This is a genomic window from Streptomyces scopuliridis (genome assembly GCF_042790125.1).
Taxonomy (GTDB): Bacteria; Actinomycetota; Actinomycetes; order Streptomycetales; family Streptomycetaceae; genus Streptomyces; species Streptomyces scopuliridis_A.
In genome coordinates, this window is record NZ_JBHTZS010000004.1 from 116,416 (window position 1) to 131,913 (window position 15,498).

17 protein-coding genes are annotated in these 15,498 nt (G+C 67.7%); 9 read left to right on the plus strand and 8 right to left on the minus strand.

Going from position 1 to position 15,498, the window contains the following annotated elements; genetic code table 11:
- The first annotated feature begins 64 nt into the window (after positions 1–64).
- Positions 65–757, plus strand: a complete 693-nt coding sequence (locus ACFRKB_RS07265) for a demethylmenaquinone methyltransferase (RefSeq protein WP_383104056.1) — start codon at positions 65–67, stop codon at positions 755–757.
- A gap of 48 nt (positions 758–805) precedes the next feature.
- Here the strand turns inward: ACFRKB_RS07265 and ACFRKB_RS07270 are convergent, their stop codons facing one another.
- Positions 806–1,312 carry a GNAT family N-acetyltransferase gene (locus ACFRKB_RS07270; protein ID WP_383104057.1) on the minus strand — a complete coding sequence of 169 codons (507 nt, stop codon included), beginning with the start codon at positions 1,310–1,312 and terminating at the stop codon, positions 806–808.
- A gap of 92 nt (positions 1,313–1,404) precedes the next feature.
- Positions 1,405–1,563, minus strand: coding sequence for an Arc family DNA-binding protein (locus ACFRKB_RS07275; protein WP_383104059.1), 159 nt, complete (start codon positions 1,561–1,563; stop codon positions 1,405–1,407).
- 29 nt (positions 1,564–1,592) lie between these two features.
- Here ACFRKB_RS07275 and ACFRKB_RS07280 point away from each other — a divergent pair, with 29 nt between their 5' ends.
- Positions 1,593–2,792, plus strand: coding sequence for an RNA-guided endonuclease InsQ/TnpB family protein (locus tag ACFRKB_RS07280; RefSeq protein WP_383104061.1), 1,200 nt, complete (start codon positions 1,593–1,595; stop codon positions 2,790–2,792).
- Positions 2,793–2,923: 131 nt separating this feature from the next.
- A complete protein-coding gene (locus tag ACFRKB_RS07285) occupies positions 2,924–4,210 on the plus strand; it encodes a geranylgeranyl reductase family protein (protein WP_365977440.1) in 1,287 nt (428 codons plus the stop codon).
- Between the two features lie 75 nt (positions 4,211–4,285).
- Here ACFRKB_RS07285 and ACFRKB_RS07290 read toward each other — a convergent pair whose 3' ends face one another.
- Positions 4,286–4,834, minus strand: coding sequence for a glycoside hydrolase family 25 protein (locus ACFRKB_RS07290; RefSeq protein ID WP_383104063.1), 549 nt, complete (start codon positions 4,832–4,834; stop codon positions 4,286–4,288).
- Between the two features lie 282 nt (positions 4,835–5,116).
- Here ACFRKB_RS07290 and ACFRKB_RS07295 point away from each other — a divergent pair, with 282 nt between their 5' ends.
- Complete coding sequence (locus tag ACFRKB_RS07295) at positions 5,117–7,957, plus strand: ADP-ribosyltransferase (RefSeq protein ID WP_383104065.1); 2,841 nt, start codon at positions 5,117–5,119, stop codon at positions 7,955–7,957.
- Positions 7,958–8,010: 53 nt separating this feature from the next.
- Here ACFRKB_RS07295 and ACFRKB_RS07300 read toward each other — a convergent pair whose 3' ends face one another.
- From ACFRKB_RS07300 to ACFRKB_RS07310, 3 genes are all read right to left on the minus strand, one after another.
- Positions 8,011–8,343 (minus strand): hypothetical protein, encoded by a 333-nt coding sequence (locus ACFRKB_RS07300; RefSeq protein WP_383104067.1) that lies wholly within the window; start codon positions 8,341–8,343, stop codon positions 8,011–8,013.
- Between the two features lie 447 nt (positions 8,344–8,790).
- Entirely contained in the window at positions 8,791–8,985 is a 195-nt protein-coding gene (locus ACFRKB_RS07305) for a DUF397 domain-containing protein (RefSeq protein WP_383104069.1), read from the minus strand.
- Between the two features lie 13 nt (positions 8,986–8,998).
- Complete coding sequence (locus ACFRKB_RS07310; RefSeq protein ID WP_383104070.1) at positions 8,999–9,850, minus strand: Scr1 family TA system antitoxin-like transcriptional regulator; 852 nt, start codon at positions 9,848–9,850, stop codon at positions 8,999–9,001.
- Between the two features lie 243 nt (positions 9,851–10,093).
- Here ACFRKB_RS07310 and ACFRKB_RS07315 point away from each other — a divergent pair, with 243 nt between their 5' ends.
- The 3 genes from ACFRKB_RS07315 (at position 10,094) to ACFRKB_RS07325 (ending at position 11,531) form a co-directional block, all read left to right on the plus strand.
- Entirely contained in the window at positions 10,094–10,615 is a 522-nt protein-coding gene (locus ACFRKB_RS07315) for an ATP-binding protein (protein WP_383104072.1), read from the plus strand.
- Positions 10,615–10,875: a hypothetical protein gene (locus ACFRKB_RS07320; protein WP_383104074.1), complete on the plus strand. Its 261-nt coding sequence runs from the start codon at positions 10,615–10,617 to the stop codon at positions 10,873–10,875. The genes ACFRKB_RS07315 and ACFRKB_RS07320 overlap by 1 nt, the downstream gene beginning before the upstream one ends.
- 473 nt (positions 10,876–11,348) lie before the next feature.
- Positions 11,349–11,531 carry a hypothetical protein gene (locus ACFRKB_RS07325; protein WP_383104076.1) on the plus strand — a complete coding sequence of 61 codons (183 nt, stop codon included), beginning with the start codon at positions 11,349–11,351 and terminating at the stop codon, positions 11,529–11,531.
- A 162-nt stretch (positions 11,532–11,693) separates the two neighbouring features.
- Here ACFRKB_RS07325 and ACFRKB_RS07330 read toward each other — a convergent pair whose 3' ends face one another.
- Positions 11,694–12,377, minus strand: coding sequence for a TetR/AcrR family transcriptional regulator (locus ACFRKB_RS07330; protein WP_383104077.1), 684 nt, complete (start codon positions 12,375–12,377; stop codon positions 11,694–11,696).
- Between the two features lie 97 nt (positions 12,378–12,474).
- Here ACFRKB_RS07330 and ACFRKB_RS07335 point away from each other — a divergent pair, with 97 nt between their 5' ends.
- Positions 12,475–13,407 carry an SDR family oxidoreductase gene (locus ACFRKB_RS07335; RefSeq protein ID WP_383104079.1) on the plus strand — a complete coding sequence of 311 codons (933 nt, stop codon included), beginning with the start codon at positions 12,475–12,477 and terminating at the stop codon, positions 13,405–13,407.
- Positions 13,408–13,504: 97 nt separating this feature from the next.
- Here ACFRKB_RS07335 and ACFRKB_RS07340 read toward each other — a convergent pair whose 3' ends face one another.
- On the minus strand, positions 13,505–14,344 hold the full coding sequence (locus tag ACFRKB_RS07340; protein WP_383104081.1) for a C40 family peptidase: 840 nt from the start codon (positions 14,342–14,344) through the stop codon (positions 13,505–13,507).
- 793 nt (positions 14,345–15,137) lie between these two features.
- Between ACFRKB_RS07340 and ACFRKB_RS07345 the strand changes: the two genes are divergently transcribed.
- Complete coding sequence (locus ACFRKB_RS07345) at positions 15,138–15,497, plus strand: NADH-quinone oxidoreductase subunit A (RefSeq protein ID WP_129773348.1); 360 nt, start codon at positions 15,138–15,140, stop codon at positions 15,495–15,497.
- The last annotated feature ends 1 nt before the right edge of the window (position 15,498 follow it).

Here is a 15,498-nt window from a genome sequence, read left to right on the forward strand (position 1 = left end):
ACCGGGAGGCCGTACGGGGGAGTGGCGCGGCCCGGTCCGCACCCGCCCTGCCACAATGGAGTGCGTGACCCGAGCCTCCCTGGACAAGCAGCCGCACGAAGTCATCTCGATGTTCGACGACGTGGCGGAGAAGTACGACCTCACGAACGATGTGCTCTCGCTCGGCCAGGCCAGGCTGTGGCGCAAGGAGGTCGCCAAGGCCGTGAAGGCCCGCCCGGCGGAGAAGGTCCTCGACCTGGCCGCGGGCACCGCCACCTCCTCGATGTCGCTCGCCGCGACGGGCGCGTACGTCGTGCCCTGCGACTTCTCCCAGGGCATGCTGCGGCAGGGCAAGAAGCGGCACCCGTGGATGCCGTTCACGGCCGGGGACGCGACGAAACTGCCGTTCGCCGACGGGGTGTTCGACGCGGTGACGATCTCCTTCGGCCTGCGCAACGTCCAGGACACGGACCTCGCGCTGCGCGAGCTGCACCGGGTGACGAAGCCCGGCGGGCGGATCGTGATCTGTGAGTTCTCGCACCCGACGTGGGCGCCGTTCCGTACGGTCTACGAGGAGTACCTGATGCGCGCGCTGCCGCCGACCGCGCGCGCCGTGTCCTCCAACCCCGACGCGTACGTCTATCTCGCCGAGTCGATCAGGGCCTGGCCGGACCAGCCCGCCCTCGCGGCGCGGCTGAAGGGGGCGGGCTGGTCCAAGGTGGCGTGGCGGAATCTGACGGGCGGGATCGTGGCGCTGCACCGGGGCGTACGCCACTGAGCCGGCGCCGCGGATCCTCAGCCACTACCGGCTCACGGGCTCACCCGGTCACAACTCCAGCCGGAAGCAGTACCCGGTATCGCCCGACGTGAGCGGGTACGTCTCCGCCAGCTCCATCCCGAGCCGTCGCGCCACCGCGACCGAGCGCTCGTTACGGGAGTTGACCATCGCCACGACCCGGCCGACGCCCGCCGCGCGTACCCGCTCCAGTGTGGTGTGCGCGGCGGCCGTCGCGTAACCGCGACCCCAGTGCGTCCGCCCCAGCCGCCAGCCGATCTCGATCTCGCCGACCGGACCGAACGTCTCGTGCGGCCAGGGCTGGGCGCCGGTGAAGCCGATCACCTCACCGTCGTCGTCCGTCATCGTCCAGAAGCAGAAGCCGCGCTCGGCGTCATGCCTGCGCTGCCGGGCGGTCAACTCCTCGTACACCGACATCTCCGCCGAGACGCCGCCGTGGAACTCCATCACCTCGGGGTCGTCGAAAACCCGGTGCCAGTGGAACGCGTCCTCCTCCGTGGGCACGCGGAGCTGCACCACAGGGAGCGGTTGGGTCATGTTGTTCACCGAGAACCTCCGAGGATGCCCCAGCCTTCAGACCGGGGGAAATCGGACCGCCGTGTAGCGGTACGGGGATAGACGAATCGCCGTCAGGGCGATTCGTCGTCTGCTCCATCGGCGCCGCGCCCGACCTCCAAACGGTGCACGATCTCGGAGTTGAGGGACCGTCGGGCGGACTTGGCCTGGGAGACCAGCCATGCGTGGAGGTCGGCGGGCAGCCGAAGCGTGATGCGCACTTCTTGGTCCATACCTTCAATCGTAGTGCTAAAATGGTGTCATGACGACACCAGAGGGGAGAGAGGTCGGACGTGCCCGGTACACCTACCGGCTCCGGGTGTCGTCCAGCGCGCTCGCCGCGCTGCTTGCCGAGTGGGATCGGTGCCGCTGGGTGTGGAATCAGTGCGTCGCTGAATCCCGCGCCGCGCACCAAGTCGGGGAGAAGTGTGGCCCGGCAGGGCTCGACAGGAAGCTGACCGGCTGGCGTGCCGAGCACGAGTGGCTGCGCGCTGGCGGATCGGTGCCACAGCAGCAGGTCATCCGCGACTTCGCCGCCTCTCGGGTTAAGGCGCTGAAGGACGTCAAAGCCCGGCTGCCTATACGGCAGAGGGCCGGGATGCCGCGATTCAAGAAGAAGGACCTGGCCGACGCCACACTCAATTACACGCGGCGCGGCTTTCGCCTCAAGGACGGACGTCTGCATCTCGCGGGCGGCATCGTGCTGACCGTGGTGTGGTCTCGCGGCCTTCCCGAAGAACCGTCGAGTGTCCGGATTTACCGTGACAGTCTGGGGCATTGGTATTGCTCGTTCGTCGTCTCCTCCAAGACCGAGCCGCTCGCCGCAACCGGCACGGCGGTCGGCATCGACTGGGGTGTGAAGGAGACCGCGACCACCACCAGCGACGACCACGACCTTCCGCATGCCGAGCACGGGAAGAGAGCCGCCGCCGAGCTCGCGCACTACCAGCGGATGATGGCTCGCCGGAAGCCGAAGCGCGGAAATGCCGCCTCGAAGGGGTACCGGATGGCCAGGCGGCAGGCCGCGAAGGTGCACAAGAGGATTGCCCGGCAACGGCAGGACACTGCCCGCAAGTGGGCCAGAAAAGTGACGGCCGACTTCGATCAAATCGCGGTGGAGGACTTTCGTCCGAAGTTCCTCGGCAAATCCACCATGGCACGCAAGGCGGCCGACGCGGCGATCTCGGCCACGAAGCACGAACTGATCAACATGGCCCGCAAGCACGGGCGCACCCTCCACCTGGTACATCCCGCGCACACCACCATGGACTGCGGACACTGCGGAGCGAGAACCAAGCATGCACTGCCCCTGTCGCAACGTACGTACACCTGCACCGTGTGCGGAGTCTCGTCTCCGAGGGATAAGAACTCTGCGCGTGTGATGCTCGTCCGGGCTGGTCTGAACCCGGCTGGTGCTGATCGCGTAAGACTTGATCACTCGTTGAGCGGCCGAGCGGCGTGAGCCAGGAATCCCCCCGTCTTCAGGTGGGGAGCAGTCAAGAGGGCAACCCTTCAGGTAACAGTGCACCCCCATAGACTGCACATGCCCCGTGCCGCCAGGTACCCAAATTCGAGTCTTCGGGAGAACCCGCTGTGACCGAGCCCCTCTCCGAAAACAGCGCAGATGTGATCGTCGTGGGTGCCGGCCCGGCCGGTTCCACCACGGCGTACTACCTCGCCAAGGCGGGCCTGGACGTCCTGTTGCTGGAGAAGACCGCGTTCCCCCGCGAGAAGGTCTGCGGCGACGGCCTCACCCCGCGCGCCACGAAGCAGCTCGTCTCGATGGGCATCGACATCTCCGAAGAGGCCGGCTGGCTGCGCAACAAGGGGCTCCGGATCATCGGCGGTGGCGTACGGCTCCAGCTCGACTGGCCGGATCTGGCCGCGTATCCGGACTACGGCCTGGTCCGCAAGCGCGACGACTTCGACGAACAGCTCGCCCGGCAGGCGCAGAAGGCCGGCGCGCGGCTGTACGAGCGGTGCAACGTCGGCGCCCCGATCACCGACGACCGCACCGGCCGCATCACCGGCGTACACGCCAAGCTCGGCGAGGAGAAGACCCCGGTCACCTTCCACGCGCCGCTCGTCGTCGCCGCCGACGGCAACTCGACCCGGCTGTCCCTGGGCATGGGGCTGCACCGGCGCGAGGACCGGCCCATGGGCGTCGCGGTCCGTACGTACTTCACCTCCCCCCGCCACGACGACGACTACCTGGAGTCGTGGCTCGAACTCTGGGACCGCCGCGGCCCGGGTGAGGACCGGCTGCTGCCCGGTTACGGCTGGATCTTCGGCATGGGCGACGGCACGTCGAACGTCGGCCTCGGCATCCTCAACTCCTCCTCCGCGTACAAGGAACTGGACTGGCGTCAGGTGCTCAAGGCGTGGTGCGCCTCGATGCCGGAGGACTGGGGCTACACCCCCGACAACATGACGATGCCGATCCGCGGCGCCGCCCTGCCCATGGCGTTCAACCGCCAGCCGCACTACACCAAGGGCCTGCTGCTGGTCGGTGACGCGGGTGGCATGGTCAACCCGTTCAACGGCGAGGGCATCGCGTACGCCATGGAGTCCGGCCAGATCGCCGCCGACGTCATCGTCCAGGCCCACGCCCGCGCGACTCCCGCCCAGCGTGAGATGGCCCTTCTCCACTACCCGAAGGTCCTCAAGGAGACCTACGGCGGCTACTACACGCTCGGCCGCGCCTTCGTGAAGCTCATCGGCAACCCGAAGGTCATGAAGATCGCGACGCAGCGCGGTCTGACGCATCCGCTGCTGATGAAGTTCACCCTGAAGATGCTGGCGAACTTGACGGATCCGACGGGCGGCGACGCGATGGACCGCATCATCAACGGACTGTCGAAGGTGGCCCCCAAGGCGTAGGGCCGCGTGGACGACCGGTCCCGGCTGACATCCGTCTCGTCCCCGGGGGCTTATCTCCGGGGGCTCATCCCCGTCTTATCCTCGGGTCCACTTCTTCAGGTCGGCCCGGTCGGCGAACTTCCCGACGTTCGTGTCGACCGGGGTGTCCGTGTACTGGTGGAACTTCCACGCGGCCTTGATCCGCGGCTTTCCTACGGTCACATAGTCGGCGATCCACAGCGCGTCGCCCGCGTTGCTGGTGGTGTCGCGGTGCAGCCAGTAGTACTGCCCGCAGTACAGCCCCACCCGGTGATTCGACCCGCGCAAGCGCTTCACCTCGGCGAGGAAAGCGTCCTTCTCGGCGCAGGAAACCCCGTCGTCCTCCCAGTCGGCGAACAGCGGGTCGTACTCGATACTGGCGCACTCCTCGACGAAATACCGCGCCTGCGCCTTCATGTCACCGGGCCGCAGGAAGTGATAGAACCCGACCACCAACCCGGCCGCCCGCCCGCGCGCGGCCTGCGCGGTCATCTTGGGGTTGATGTATGACGTGCCCTCGGTGGCCTTGATGAAGACGAAGTCGAGGCCGGCGGTGCTGTAGCTGGAACTCTGGTGTGACGAGACGTCGATGCCTTTGGTGGTCATGGGGGGAGGGCCTCCTGCGCCGGTGGTTCAAGCGTTTCAACTCACCCCTACCCAACCGTGGTTCGTACGATCGCGCTGGCGTATCGGCGACAGGCACTACACCTTTACGAGTGAAATCCCGGGGGAGAGCCGCTGAGACGCGGCATGGGCCCGACGTGGGCCCCGGGTGGGTCCGTGGGCCCTTCGGAATGGGTCTTGTACGTACGTAGTGTGCCGATATACGCGCCATGGCTGGATGCCGGGGCCGGACAATCGCAAGTGGTTTGTTGGAAAGGTTTCTCCGTGTCGGACTCGCAGGGCCTGGTGATTCAGCCCGGCATACCCACGCACCGCTGGGAGTTGCCGAGATCTCTCGTCGTCACCCGGGTTCTGCTCTATCTGATGTTCGCTCTGACGCTGCTGGGCGGCGTGGGCGTGGTGAACTCGCTGCTGGAACTGGGCACTCACATCACGCCGACGCTCAGTCTGGCGGCGCTGTACGCGGTGGCGCCGGGGATCGCCGCCGTGATTCTGGCGCGGTTCCTGTGGACCGGTGGGAAGGTCGTCTGGTTCGCGTTGGTCGGGCTTCAGGCGTGGCTGCTGGTCGGCAGCGTCGTCAATCTGTACGTGGGTTCGGCGCGCGGGGTCAGTCAGCTGCTGCTGCCGGGGGCTCTGCTGGCGCTGGTCGGTGCGGGTGCCAGTCGGGGTTGGTTCGAACTGGCGGCGGAGCAGCGGGCGGTGAGGCCGCGTTGGACGCGTGAGCGGTTGCGTCGGGAGGCGTTTCCGTCGATTTCGCACATGATCGGGTGGCGCCGGAATCGTGGTCAGACGACGGTTGAGTACGTCGGCATGATCGGTCTGGTTGCCCTGATCATCGGTGCGCTTGTCATGGGTGGCGTGGGAACCCAGATCGCGAACGGTCTCCAGACAGCGGTTTGCAACATCCTTGGCGATTCGTGCGACAGCGACGCGGTTGCCGGTGGCGGTGGCGAGTCGGGCGGTGGCGACAGCGGTGGCGGTGACTCCGGCGGTGGTGACTCCGGCGGTGGTGACTCCGGGGGCGGTGACTCCGGTGGTGGGGACAACGGCGGTGGTGACTCCGGCGGTGGTGACTCCGGTGGTGGGGACAACGGCGGTGGGGACTCGGGGGGCGGTTCCAACGGTGGTTCCGACGGAGGTGGTTCCAACGGCGGGGGCTCGAACGGCGGCGGTTCGGACGGCGGCTCCGACGGTGGCGGTTCGAGCGGCGGCGGCTCGAACGGCGGCGGCTCGAACGGCGGAGGTTCGAGCGGTGGCGGTTCGGACGGCGGCGGCTCCGACGGCGGCGGCTCGGACGGTGGGACCGATGGTGGTGGTTCGGACGGCGGTGGCTCGGACGGTGGGTCCGACGGTGGCGGTTCGAGCGGCGGTGGTTCCAGCGGTGGTGGCTCGAACGGCGGAGGTTCGAGCGGTGGCGGGTCGGACGGCGGTGGCTCCGACGGCGGCGGCTCGGATGGCGGTGGCTCGGATGGCGGGTCCGACGGTGGCGGTTCGGATGGTGGCGGTTCGGACGGTGGGTCCGACGGCGGTGGTTCCAGCGGCGGCGGTTCGAACGGCGGTAGTTCGAGCGGTGGTGGCTCGAACGGCGGTAGTTCGAGCGGTGGTGGTTCCAACGGTGGCGGTTCGAGCGGTGGTGGCTCGAACGGCGGTAGTTCGAGCGGTGGTGGCTCGAACGGCGGTAGTTCGAGCGGTGGTGGTTCCAACGGTGGCGGTTCCAGCGGCGGTGGCTCGAACGGAGGCGGTTCGAGCGGTGGTGGCTCGAACGGCGGTAGTTCGAGCGGTGGTGGCTCGAACGGCGGTGGATCGAGCAGCGGCGGATCGGATGGTGGCTCCGACAGCGGTGGTTCGGACGGTGGGTCCGACGGTGGCTCGGACAGCGGCGGTTCGAGTGGCGGCGTCGAGTGCAATCCGGTCATGGCCCCCTGGGGCATCATGCAGAGCTGCCGGGAAACGGGCACCGGCGGGTCCGACGCCGGCGGAGGTACCGGTGGTGGCTCGGGCGGGAGCAGCGGCGGCAATAACGACGACAAGAACGACGACGACAAGAACGACGACGACAAGAACGACGACGACAAGAACGACGACGAGGATGAGGACGACAACAAGGACGAGGACAACGAGGACAAGAAGAACGACTGCCTGAACGGTTCCAAGATCGCTTTCTCCGGCCCGGTGAGTACCGGAGCGACCGGCGACGGGCGCTACACGCTCGCCTCGGCTGCGGTTCGTACGCGTGTTGTCGTCAGCCGCGTCACGCTCGCGGCCGACCCGGGAAGCGCTTCCGCGATGGACATGCTGCAGTCGGTATCCGGCTCCGCCATCGCTGGTGTCGACACGTACCAAGAGGTGGAGGACAGGCTCCGGAACGCTCTCGGACTCACTGACGAGCCGAGGCCGGAGCCCGAGCGCGACGACCCCGAACCGGAGCCCGAACCGGAGCCCGAGCCGGAGCCCGAACCGGGTCCGGATGGAGGGAATTGCTCCGAGCGCCCGGACCCGATGACCGTGCTGGAGGATATCCCGGACTTCCGCCCCGGCGACAAGAAGAACTGGGCGCAGGAGGTCGAGGAGATCGCTCGCAAGAACCCGCTGACAAAGGATTTCACCGCCCAGGACGCGCTCATCATCGCCGACTACACCGGCTCGTGGGCCGAGGACGCGAACAAGTACCTCCGTGGTCAGGGGATCCCTGGCCGCCGTGGGGAACAGGTCCCGAAGTTCATCGAGCGCATGGACAGTGCTCTGGAGCACCTGCCGCCGGTCGAGGGGACGTTCTACCGGGGTACGTTCATGCCGGACGAGCTGCTGGAGAGGTTCGCCAACGGTGAAGAGGTCGAGATGCCCGAGTACCTCAGCACGTCCAGCGACCCGGCAAAGGCCGACCGCGCCGCCGAGAACTCGAAGAGCAACGGCCGGAAGGGCGAGAAGGTCGTGCTCGAAATCACCACGGACGAAGGCCGCAACATCGACCCCCTTTCCCGCTATCGGGGCAAGGAGTCGGAGGTCCTGATCCCGCGTGGCGGCAAATTCGTGAAGACGGGCGAGACGACGAAGATCATCGGTGGCAAGGAGTACAAGGTCATCCAGGTGAAACAGGTGGGTTGAGCCCTGCGTACGGCCCTGTGCGGTGACCGCCCGGTCACCGCACAGGGCCGTCGTCATGCCCGGTCCTTGAGGGGGAGCGGTACGGGACGTACGGTCCACTCCGTCCACAGGCCACGATGGCTGAGCGAGAATCCGCACGGCTCGCCCCGGTGCAGCGCCCCGACCGCCCCGATGCAGCCACCGCCGTCCACCCAACTCAGCGCGCGCTGGCGCTCGATGGACGGGAGCGTGGCGGCGAGTGTGCGAACGGCCGCACGGACGCTGCGGATCGCATCGGCGGGGGTGGGGGCTACGTGGTGCGACGCGTCGGCGATGCCGTCGACGGCGAGTGAGCTGTAGGTGACCTGCTCGCACCAGAACGCGTGCTCTGTCCCGGAGTTGGGCATGGCGGGGCCTCCTGGCGGGCGGGGTGCGGAGAGGGATTGCCCCCTGCCTTTGGCCGGCGTGACGAGCGGCAGGCAGGGGGCAACCTTTCTGAGACTCCCCCAACTGGCGCAGATGAAAGGGGAGTTGTGCGACGCGAACGGGCACGGCGGGGGCCGAGGGTTCTGCCCGTGGCGGCGGCACGGGGAGACGTTAGCGTTTGCTGCGGGCGCGTATCAAGTGTTTACACCTAACGAGTGATACGGACGTGAACGGTCCGTCGCCCGCTGGCAGTCGTGAGGGCTGGCTCAGGCAAGGTTGTCGAACTCGCCCTGTTTGGCGCCGTCGAGGAAGCCGCGCAGCTTGGTGCGGGTCGTACGGATGACGACGTCGTGGTGGTCCCGGCAGCGAAACGGGCGGCCTCCACCTGCGCCGGTGGGGACCGCCCGTATCTGGGGTGCTGTGGTTGGTCAGGCGAGGTTGTCGAACTCGCCTTCCTTGGCGCCGTCGAGGAAGGCGCGGAGCTTGGTGCGGGTGGTGCGGATGATGACGTCGGGGTTGTCGCTTTCGCGCATCAGGATCTCGCCGTCGTGCTCGGCGAGTTCGAGGCAATCACTGCCTGCGGCATTCGAGGACTTGGAGGACTTGCGCCACTGAATTTCCATGATTCTCACGCCTTCATACTCGTTGTGCGATCTCATTGATGAAGTCCCGCGAACTCTGCGGATCGAGCGATCGCTCTTCGGTCCGCTCCAGTACGGCTCGATAGTTCGCGAGAGGTGTTTCGGCATCGAGAAGTGCCGACCCGGTCGCAGTGTCGATCTGTACGGTGTCGAGCTGCGGGACGGGACCGTACACATAGCGTGTTGAACTGCCAGCGTTCGGGAAACCGCCCACCGCAAACGGAATCACCCGGATGGTGATGTTGTCGCGGTCCGACTCCTTCAGGAGGTAGTCGAGTTGACCACGGGTGACCTCGGGGCCGCCGTACTGCATGCGAAGCGCGGCTTCATGGATGAGAAACGTGCACGCCGGCGGCTCCGCCCGGTCGAGCACATCGCGCCGCTTCAAACGGTGGGAAAGCTGACGTCGCAGTTTCACAGGGCTCGGTGATGGCACGTCCTCCGCAAAGACGGCCCGAGCGTAATCCTCGGTCTGGAGCAGGCCGGGCATATGCATGATCTGCACGGCGCGGATGCCGGTGGCGTGGTGCTCCAACTCGGACAAGTCGAGTGCATCACTGGGGAGATCGCCCCGGTAGTCCTCCCACCACCCGTTTATACGTTCCGCGGCCATGTCGGCGAGTGCGTCGATGTACGCCGTGTCAGGACACTCGTAGTGACCCGCCCAGGTCCGCACGCGAGCGGGGCTCACGCCGAATCGTCCCGACTCGGTGTTGCTGATGGTGGTGCGATCCGTGCCGAGCAGCGCCGCTGCCTGTGTGATGGAGAGACCGGAGTGCTCCCGGATCTTGCGTAGCTCGGAACCCAGTCGGCGCTGCCGCGCTGTGAGCGCCTTCCTCGGTGGCATTGGTCTCTCCTCTTGTCGGGTCTCAGTGTGGCCCGTGTCCAAACCACAATCCACTGCGTTACCCATAATATCGAAGCAGGTACCACATGTGATGGACAGACGGTAACGTCGTACTTGCACCGCGTCGCACGTCAGTAAGACCGAAGTGCAGCCGTTTCAGCGCGCCTTGGCGCGCCATCGCGGTCATCGCCACGCATGGCGGGCCACGCGCCAGTTCAGACCGCACCGCGTTGGGAGAACGACATGACCACCGTGACCGCCACCGCAACTCCCGTACCCCCGCCACCACCAGGCGGCGAGAGCTACCGGCTCGCCCTGCCTAACACCGCGAGCGCGGCCAAGGTCGCGCGTGACTTCGTCACGTCGCTTCTCGGGCTCAGCCGGCACCGCGACCTCGTCGACGACGCGCGCCTCTGCGTGACCGAGGTGGTCACCAACGCGCATCGCCATACCCATACGCAGCTGATCCGCGTACATGTGACGGTGACTCACCAACAGGCCACGGTCTCCGTGGCCGACGACAGGCCCTGGGCCTTCCCCACGCCGACCGAGCCCGCCGCGCTGTGCCGGGAGCGAGCGCAGGAAGGCGGGCGCGGGCTGATGCTCGTGGACAGTCTGGCCCGTGCGTGGGGATTCACGGTCTACGGGGGACGCTCGCCCAGGTTGAAGGCGGTCTGGTTCACGCTGGCCGAGGTCGAGGCCGAAGCCGAAGCGCGGGCCGAAGCATGGGCCGAAGTGCGGGCCGAGAGCGGGGAGACCGGCTGATGGAGCCCGTAACGGACCCCGCGCTGTGGGGTGTTGTGTCGATCGCGATGAGTGCGATCGTGCTGGCGGTGGGGGTGCTGTACGCCGTGATGCCGACGGCGGACAGTGCCGTGTCACCCGTCCCGCTCGACGCGGAGGAGGGCTACACGTACACCTGTTACTGCTGCCCCGACCCGGTGCGGGTCACGATCCGTGTTCCGCAGGCGCACTTGGTGGGGCGTGCGCCTGGTGGTCGGCGTGAGGTGAGGACCGAGGGGTAGCCGAGGTAGCCGGGGCGGGCCTCTTCTCGCCCGCCGCCGAACCCATCGGTAACAAGAAGCGGACCCGCATTGTCGTGCTCAAGCTACGAGGGCCCGCGCCCTCACGGGCGGGACATGACCCGGCCGCCGGGGACCCTCCGGCCCCGGATTCACGTGATCATTCCCGGCCGCTCGCGTGATCGCCGTAGCCCTGCCGCGCACCCCCACCGCGGACTGGGACGTGCGACTCGGGCGCAACCTCGTCAGAGTGATACCGAGCCGTCAGTGGAAACCGCACCTCGGAGTCTCGCCGGCCCGACCGCGGAACCAGACTCGCCCGCGGGACCAGAGGCGAACCTTTGGCGTCCTTCGGCCAGGGGTACTGCATTTTCTCCGCATCGGAGTGGTCTCTCTTCCCGCTCGGTTATCGGCGGCGCTCCACCGTGAACCTGTGAAGTGTCCAAACCGAATGTTTCTTCACAAGGAGAAAACTCATGCGTATTCGTACAGCAGTCGCCGCCGCCGCTCTCGCCGCCATGGCCGTCCTGGGCAGCGCGGGTGCCGCCTCAGCGTCGAGCTGGGAGCACGACGGACGTCACGACGGACGTGAGTTCATCGACATCGACTCCAAGATCAAGAACAGCTTCAACACGGTCGTGATCTTCGGCGACAAGTGACGCCTGCTCATTACCGGCCCCCCGCGGGTTCACCGCGGGGGGCCGGGGTGCGTTCAGGCGGGAAAACGGCGCAGTGCGCCGGTCAGCAGTCGAATGCGCCGGTCGGCAGCCCAGCGCGCCGGTCGGCAGCGCAGCGCGCGGGTCGGCGGCGCAGCGCGCGGGTCAGCGGCGCAGTGCGCGGGTCAGCAGGCCCGTGAGCAGTACCTCCAGCAGCTCGCGGAGCGTGCTGGTGAAGTCCAGGCGCATGGTCGCCAGGGTGGGATCGGCCTCGTAGGCGGCCAGCATCGCGGCCGAGGGCTGCGCGTGGGTCCAGATCGCGCCGGCCGACAGGAGGGTGGCGGCGGCGCACCGCATCGCGTCGTGTTCGTTCAGTTCGGGTACGTGTGTGCGGATCAGCCGGGTCAGGGCGGTGGCGTCGGTCAGGACGGCGCGCTTGTACTCCGCGGCGATCTGCGGGGAGACGTTCCGTTCCAGCACCGCGGCCTGCGCGCTGACCAGATCGCAGAGCACCGGGCGGGCCGCGAGCGTGTCCGCGAGCGCGCCGGCGACCTGGTCGCCGCGTTCGTACGGTCCGCCGGACGCGTCGACCGCCGTGGCGAGCGTGCCGTCCAGCCGGCCCAGCCACTCCCGTAGCTCGGTGTCCAGCAGTTCGAGGAGGACGGCCTCGCGGGACTCGAAGTAGCGCAGCACGTTCGACTTCGCCAGCCCGACGCGTCGGCTCAGCTCGTTGAGGCTCACCTGCGACACGGGCATCTCGGTCAGCATCGCCGCCGCGGTGTCCAGGATCGCTTGCCGGCGCACGGCGCGCTGCTCCTCGCTGCGGGCGCGCTGGAAGGGCGTTGTCATGGCCCCAGGCTACAGACCTCCGGTCTGTTGTTAATAGACCGACGGTCTGCTAGCGTCGAATGGCAACAGACCGCCGGTCTACTACGAAGGAGTCGCCATGTACGTCGTCCCCGACCAGAGTGGGAAGCTCGCCGTCGTCACCGGCGCCAACAGCGGGACCGGCAAGGAAGCGGTCCGTCGGCTCGCCGGCGCGGGGGCCCGGGTCGTGATGGCCGTCCGTACGGTCGCCAAGGGCGAGCGGGCCCGCGCCGAGATCCTGGCCCGGCATCCGGACGCCCAACTGGAGGTACGCCGGATCGATCTGGCCGATCTCGCCTCCGTCCAGGAATTCGCCGACGGGCTCATCGCCGACGGCACCCCGCTCGACCTGCTGGTCAACAACGCCGGGGTGATGGCCCCGCCCGCCCGGATGACCACGGCCGACGGCTTCGAGCTCCAGATGGGCAGCAACTACCTGGGCCCGTTCGCGCTGACGGTCCGGCTGCTGCCGCTGCTGCTCTCCGCCACCGCGCCGCGGGTGGCGACGATGAGCAGCGGGACGGCCAACTACGGCCGTATCCACTTCGAGGATCTTCAGTGGGAGCGCCGGCGCTACAGCCCGAACCTCTCCTACGCACAGTCCAAGCTCGCCAACCTCATGATGACCCGGCACCTCGCGGCCCTCGCCGACGAGCGCGGCTGGCAGCTGCTGAGCACCGGCGCGCACCCCGGCTACACCCGCACGAACCTCCAGACGACGGGGCCGGCTCTCGGCACCGGCAAGCCGTCGCGCCGGATCTCCGTGCTGACGTCCCTCACCTTCCTGCCCTCGCAGGACGTCCAACAGGGCACGGAACCGCTGCTGTACGCGGCGGCCGACCCGGGTGCCGTCGCGGGCGGGTACTACGGTCCGGGCGGACGGTTCGGGCTGATCGGCCCCACCACCACGGCCCGTACGACCCGCCGCGCCCTCGACCCCGCCGCCAACGCCCGTCTCTGGGCCGCGTCCGAGCGTCTGACCGGCGTCGCGCTGCCCGCCCCCGCCGCCTGACGAGAACAGGGCGAAAGGGACGTGAACGACGAAAACCCGCACCCCCCGAGCCGGAGTTGCGGGTTTTCGTCGTGTTTCGGGTGGATCCGCGAGCGGATCAGAGGACGCGGACCGCGCCGCTCGGCGGGTCCCAGTCCAGGGACTTCTTCACGACACCCGAGCTGGGGTTCTGCGCGCCGATGAACTCGCCGCCGCCGGCGTAGATCGCCGTGTGGTACGCGCTGCCCGCGCCGCCCCAGTAGAGGATGTCGCCCGGCTGGAGGTTGCTCAGGGAGACCTGGGTGCCGGCCGTCGACTGGTCCTGCGAGACGCGCGGGAGGTCGACGCCGATCTGGCGGTAGGCGGCCTGGACCAGGGAGGAGCAGTCCCAGGCGTTCGGGCCCGTCGAGCCCATGATGTACGCGTCGCCGAGCTGGGCCTGGGCGAAGGCGAGCACGGCGGCGGCGGAACCGGTCGCCTGCGAGCTGCTCTTCGAGGCCGTGGAGGAGCCCGAGTTCGAGGAGGACGACGCCGACAGCGTCGTGCGCTCCGCGGTGCGGGACGCGCGCTCGGCGGCGGCGGCCTTGGCGCGGGCCTCCTCGGCCTTCTTCGCCTCGGCCTTCTTCTTGGCCTCGGCCTTGCGGTCCGCCTCGGCCTTGGCCTTCTTGGCGGTCTGCGCGGCCGTGGACGCCGCGGCGTCCTGCTGGGCGCGCAGGTCCAGGGAGTTCGCGACGCGCTGCGTGGCCTCGGCGGACCGCGTGAAGTCGGCGACGAGACCGGAGGTGAGCGTGGGCATTTCTATGGTCTGGGTGGTCACCGGCTCGGCCTGCGCCGGGCCCGCGGCACCCGCGACCGCGATGGTGCTGAGGACGCCACCGGCAACTCCGCTACGGAGGACGACTTTCGACGCGCTGCGGCGGGGCTTCCGGTGGCTGGGTATGTGAGCGGTGTGGGACATGAGACCTACGGCTATCAGGTGATACCTGGTTCCCGTCAAGCAAGGTGTGTTGCGCCACAGTTACGTTCGGAATCTGTGAATCCGCTTAGCTTCGGGTCTTATTGACGCCGTAACGGGCAAACCGGGCATGCGTGATCATGGCTGTGATCACGGTCTTTCCGATAAAGGTCCGAATTGCCCGCCGCTTACCACCCCTTCACACCCATGGCCAAGCCCTCTTGTCTTGACGGTTGAGTGGAGTGGTGGAGGTCACAGGATGGTCACCGCGCGGCAGTCGGGACGATCACGGAGTCCGCCCGGAGTGGTCACGGGGTCTTCCGGCGCGCTCGCGCGTCTCTCCATGGACGCCTGTCGGGCTGTCCCGGTTGCTCGTGAATGCGTGCACGTGTCCACGTCGGTCCGCACTTCCCCCTCGCGCGGGTGACCGCCGAGCCCCTTAGCACGGTATACTGTTTCATTGCAAATTTGCTTGTACGGTGCATCGCTTGATAGGGCAGCGCACCTCCGACCAGCGGAAACGGACTCGGTTGTCACATCTGGTGACCGCTCGGCCGCTTCACGTATGAAGATCACCGCTCATCCGACTTCATGATCCTTCGTCGGGTGGTGGAGATCACAAAGCCGTTGCTGCACCCCGTGTCGCAGATCACAGACCACCGGGCATAGGATGCGGGGCAGTCGGGCTTGTGAACTGCCTCACATGTAAGCGATCTTCAGGGGTCGTGGCGAGGTGGTGAGGCGAACCGCCCGGTGCGATCCAACGGTCAAGGACGACTGGAAGGAGCTGAGGGGCGTGAATTCCTACGCACCCATCCTCGTGCTCGGCGCCCTCGGGGCTGGGTTTGCGATCTTCTCCGTGGTCATGGCCACGCTTATCGGCCCAAAGCGCTACAACCGGGCCAAAATTGAAGCGTACGAGTGTGGCATCGAACCCACGCCGACGCCGGCCGGAGGCGGCCGTTTTCCCATCAAGTACTACCTGACGGCGATGCTCTTCATCATCTTCGATATCGAGGTCGTCTTCCTTTACCCCTGGGCCGTCACCTTCGACGCGCTGGGGATTTTCGGGCTCGTGGAGATGCTGCTCTTCGTGCTCACCGTCTTCGTCGCCTACGCGTATGTGTGGCGGCGCGGCGGTCTGGAATGGGACTAAA

Bases quoted from the DNA above. Each gene is read 5' to 3' on its own strand.
- ACFRKB_RS07270 (WP_383104057.1), bottom strand. From the start codon at position 1,312: ATGACCCAACCGCTCCCTGTGGTGCAGCTCCGCGTGCCCACGGAGGAG.
- ACFRKB_RS07275 (WP_383104059.1), bottom strand. From the start codon at position 1,563: ATGGACCAAGAAGTGCGCATCACGCTTCGGCTGCCCGCCGACCTCCAC.
- ACFRKB_RS07280 (WP_383104061.1), top strand. From the start codon at position 1,593: ATGACGACACCAGAGGGGAGAGAGGTCGGACGTGCCCGGTACACCTAC.
- ACFRKB_RS07290 (WP_383104063.1), bottom strand. From the start codon at position 4,834: ATGACCACCAAAGGCATCGACGTCTCGTCACACCAGAGTTCCAGCTAC.
- ACFRKB_RS07300 (WP_383104067.1), bottom strand. From the start codon at position 8,343: ATGCCCAACTCCGGGACAGAGCACGCGTTCTGGTGCGAGCAGGTCACC.
- ACFRKB_RS07305 (WP_383104069.1), bottom strand. From the start codon at position 8,985: ATGGAAATTCAGTGGCGCAAGTCCTCCAAGTCCTCGAATGCCGCAGGC.
- ACFRKB_RS07310 (WP_383104070.1), bottom strand. From the start codon at position 9,850: ATGCCACCGAGGAAGGCGCTCACAGCGCGGCAGCGCCGACTGGGTTCC.
- ACFRKB_RS07315 (WP_383104072.1), top strand. From the start codon at position 10,094: ATGACCACCGTGACCGCCACCGCAACTCCCGTACCCCCGCCACCACCA.
- ACFRKB_RS07320 (WP_383104074.1), top strand. From the start codon at position 10,615: ATGGAGCCCGTAACGGACCCCGCGCTGTGGGGTGTTGTGTCGATCGCG.
- ACFRKB_RS07325 (WP_383104076.1), top strand. From the start codon at position 11,349: ATGCGTATTCGTACAGCAGTCGCCGCCGCCGCTCTCGCCGCCATGGCC.
- ACFRKB_RS07330 (WP_383104077.1), bottom strand. From the start codon at position 12,377: ATGACAACGCCCTTCCAGCGCGCCCGCAGCGAGGAGCAGCGCGCCGTG.
- ACFRKB_RS07335 (WP_383104079.1), top strand. From the start codon at position 12,475: ATGTACGTCGTCCCCGACCAGAGTGGGAAGCTCGCCGTCGTCACCGGC.
- ACFRKB_RS07340 (WP_383104081.1), bottom strand. From the start codon at position 14,344: ATGTCCCACACCGCTCACATACCCAGCCACCGGAAGCCCCGCCGCAGC.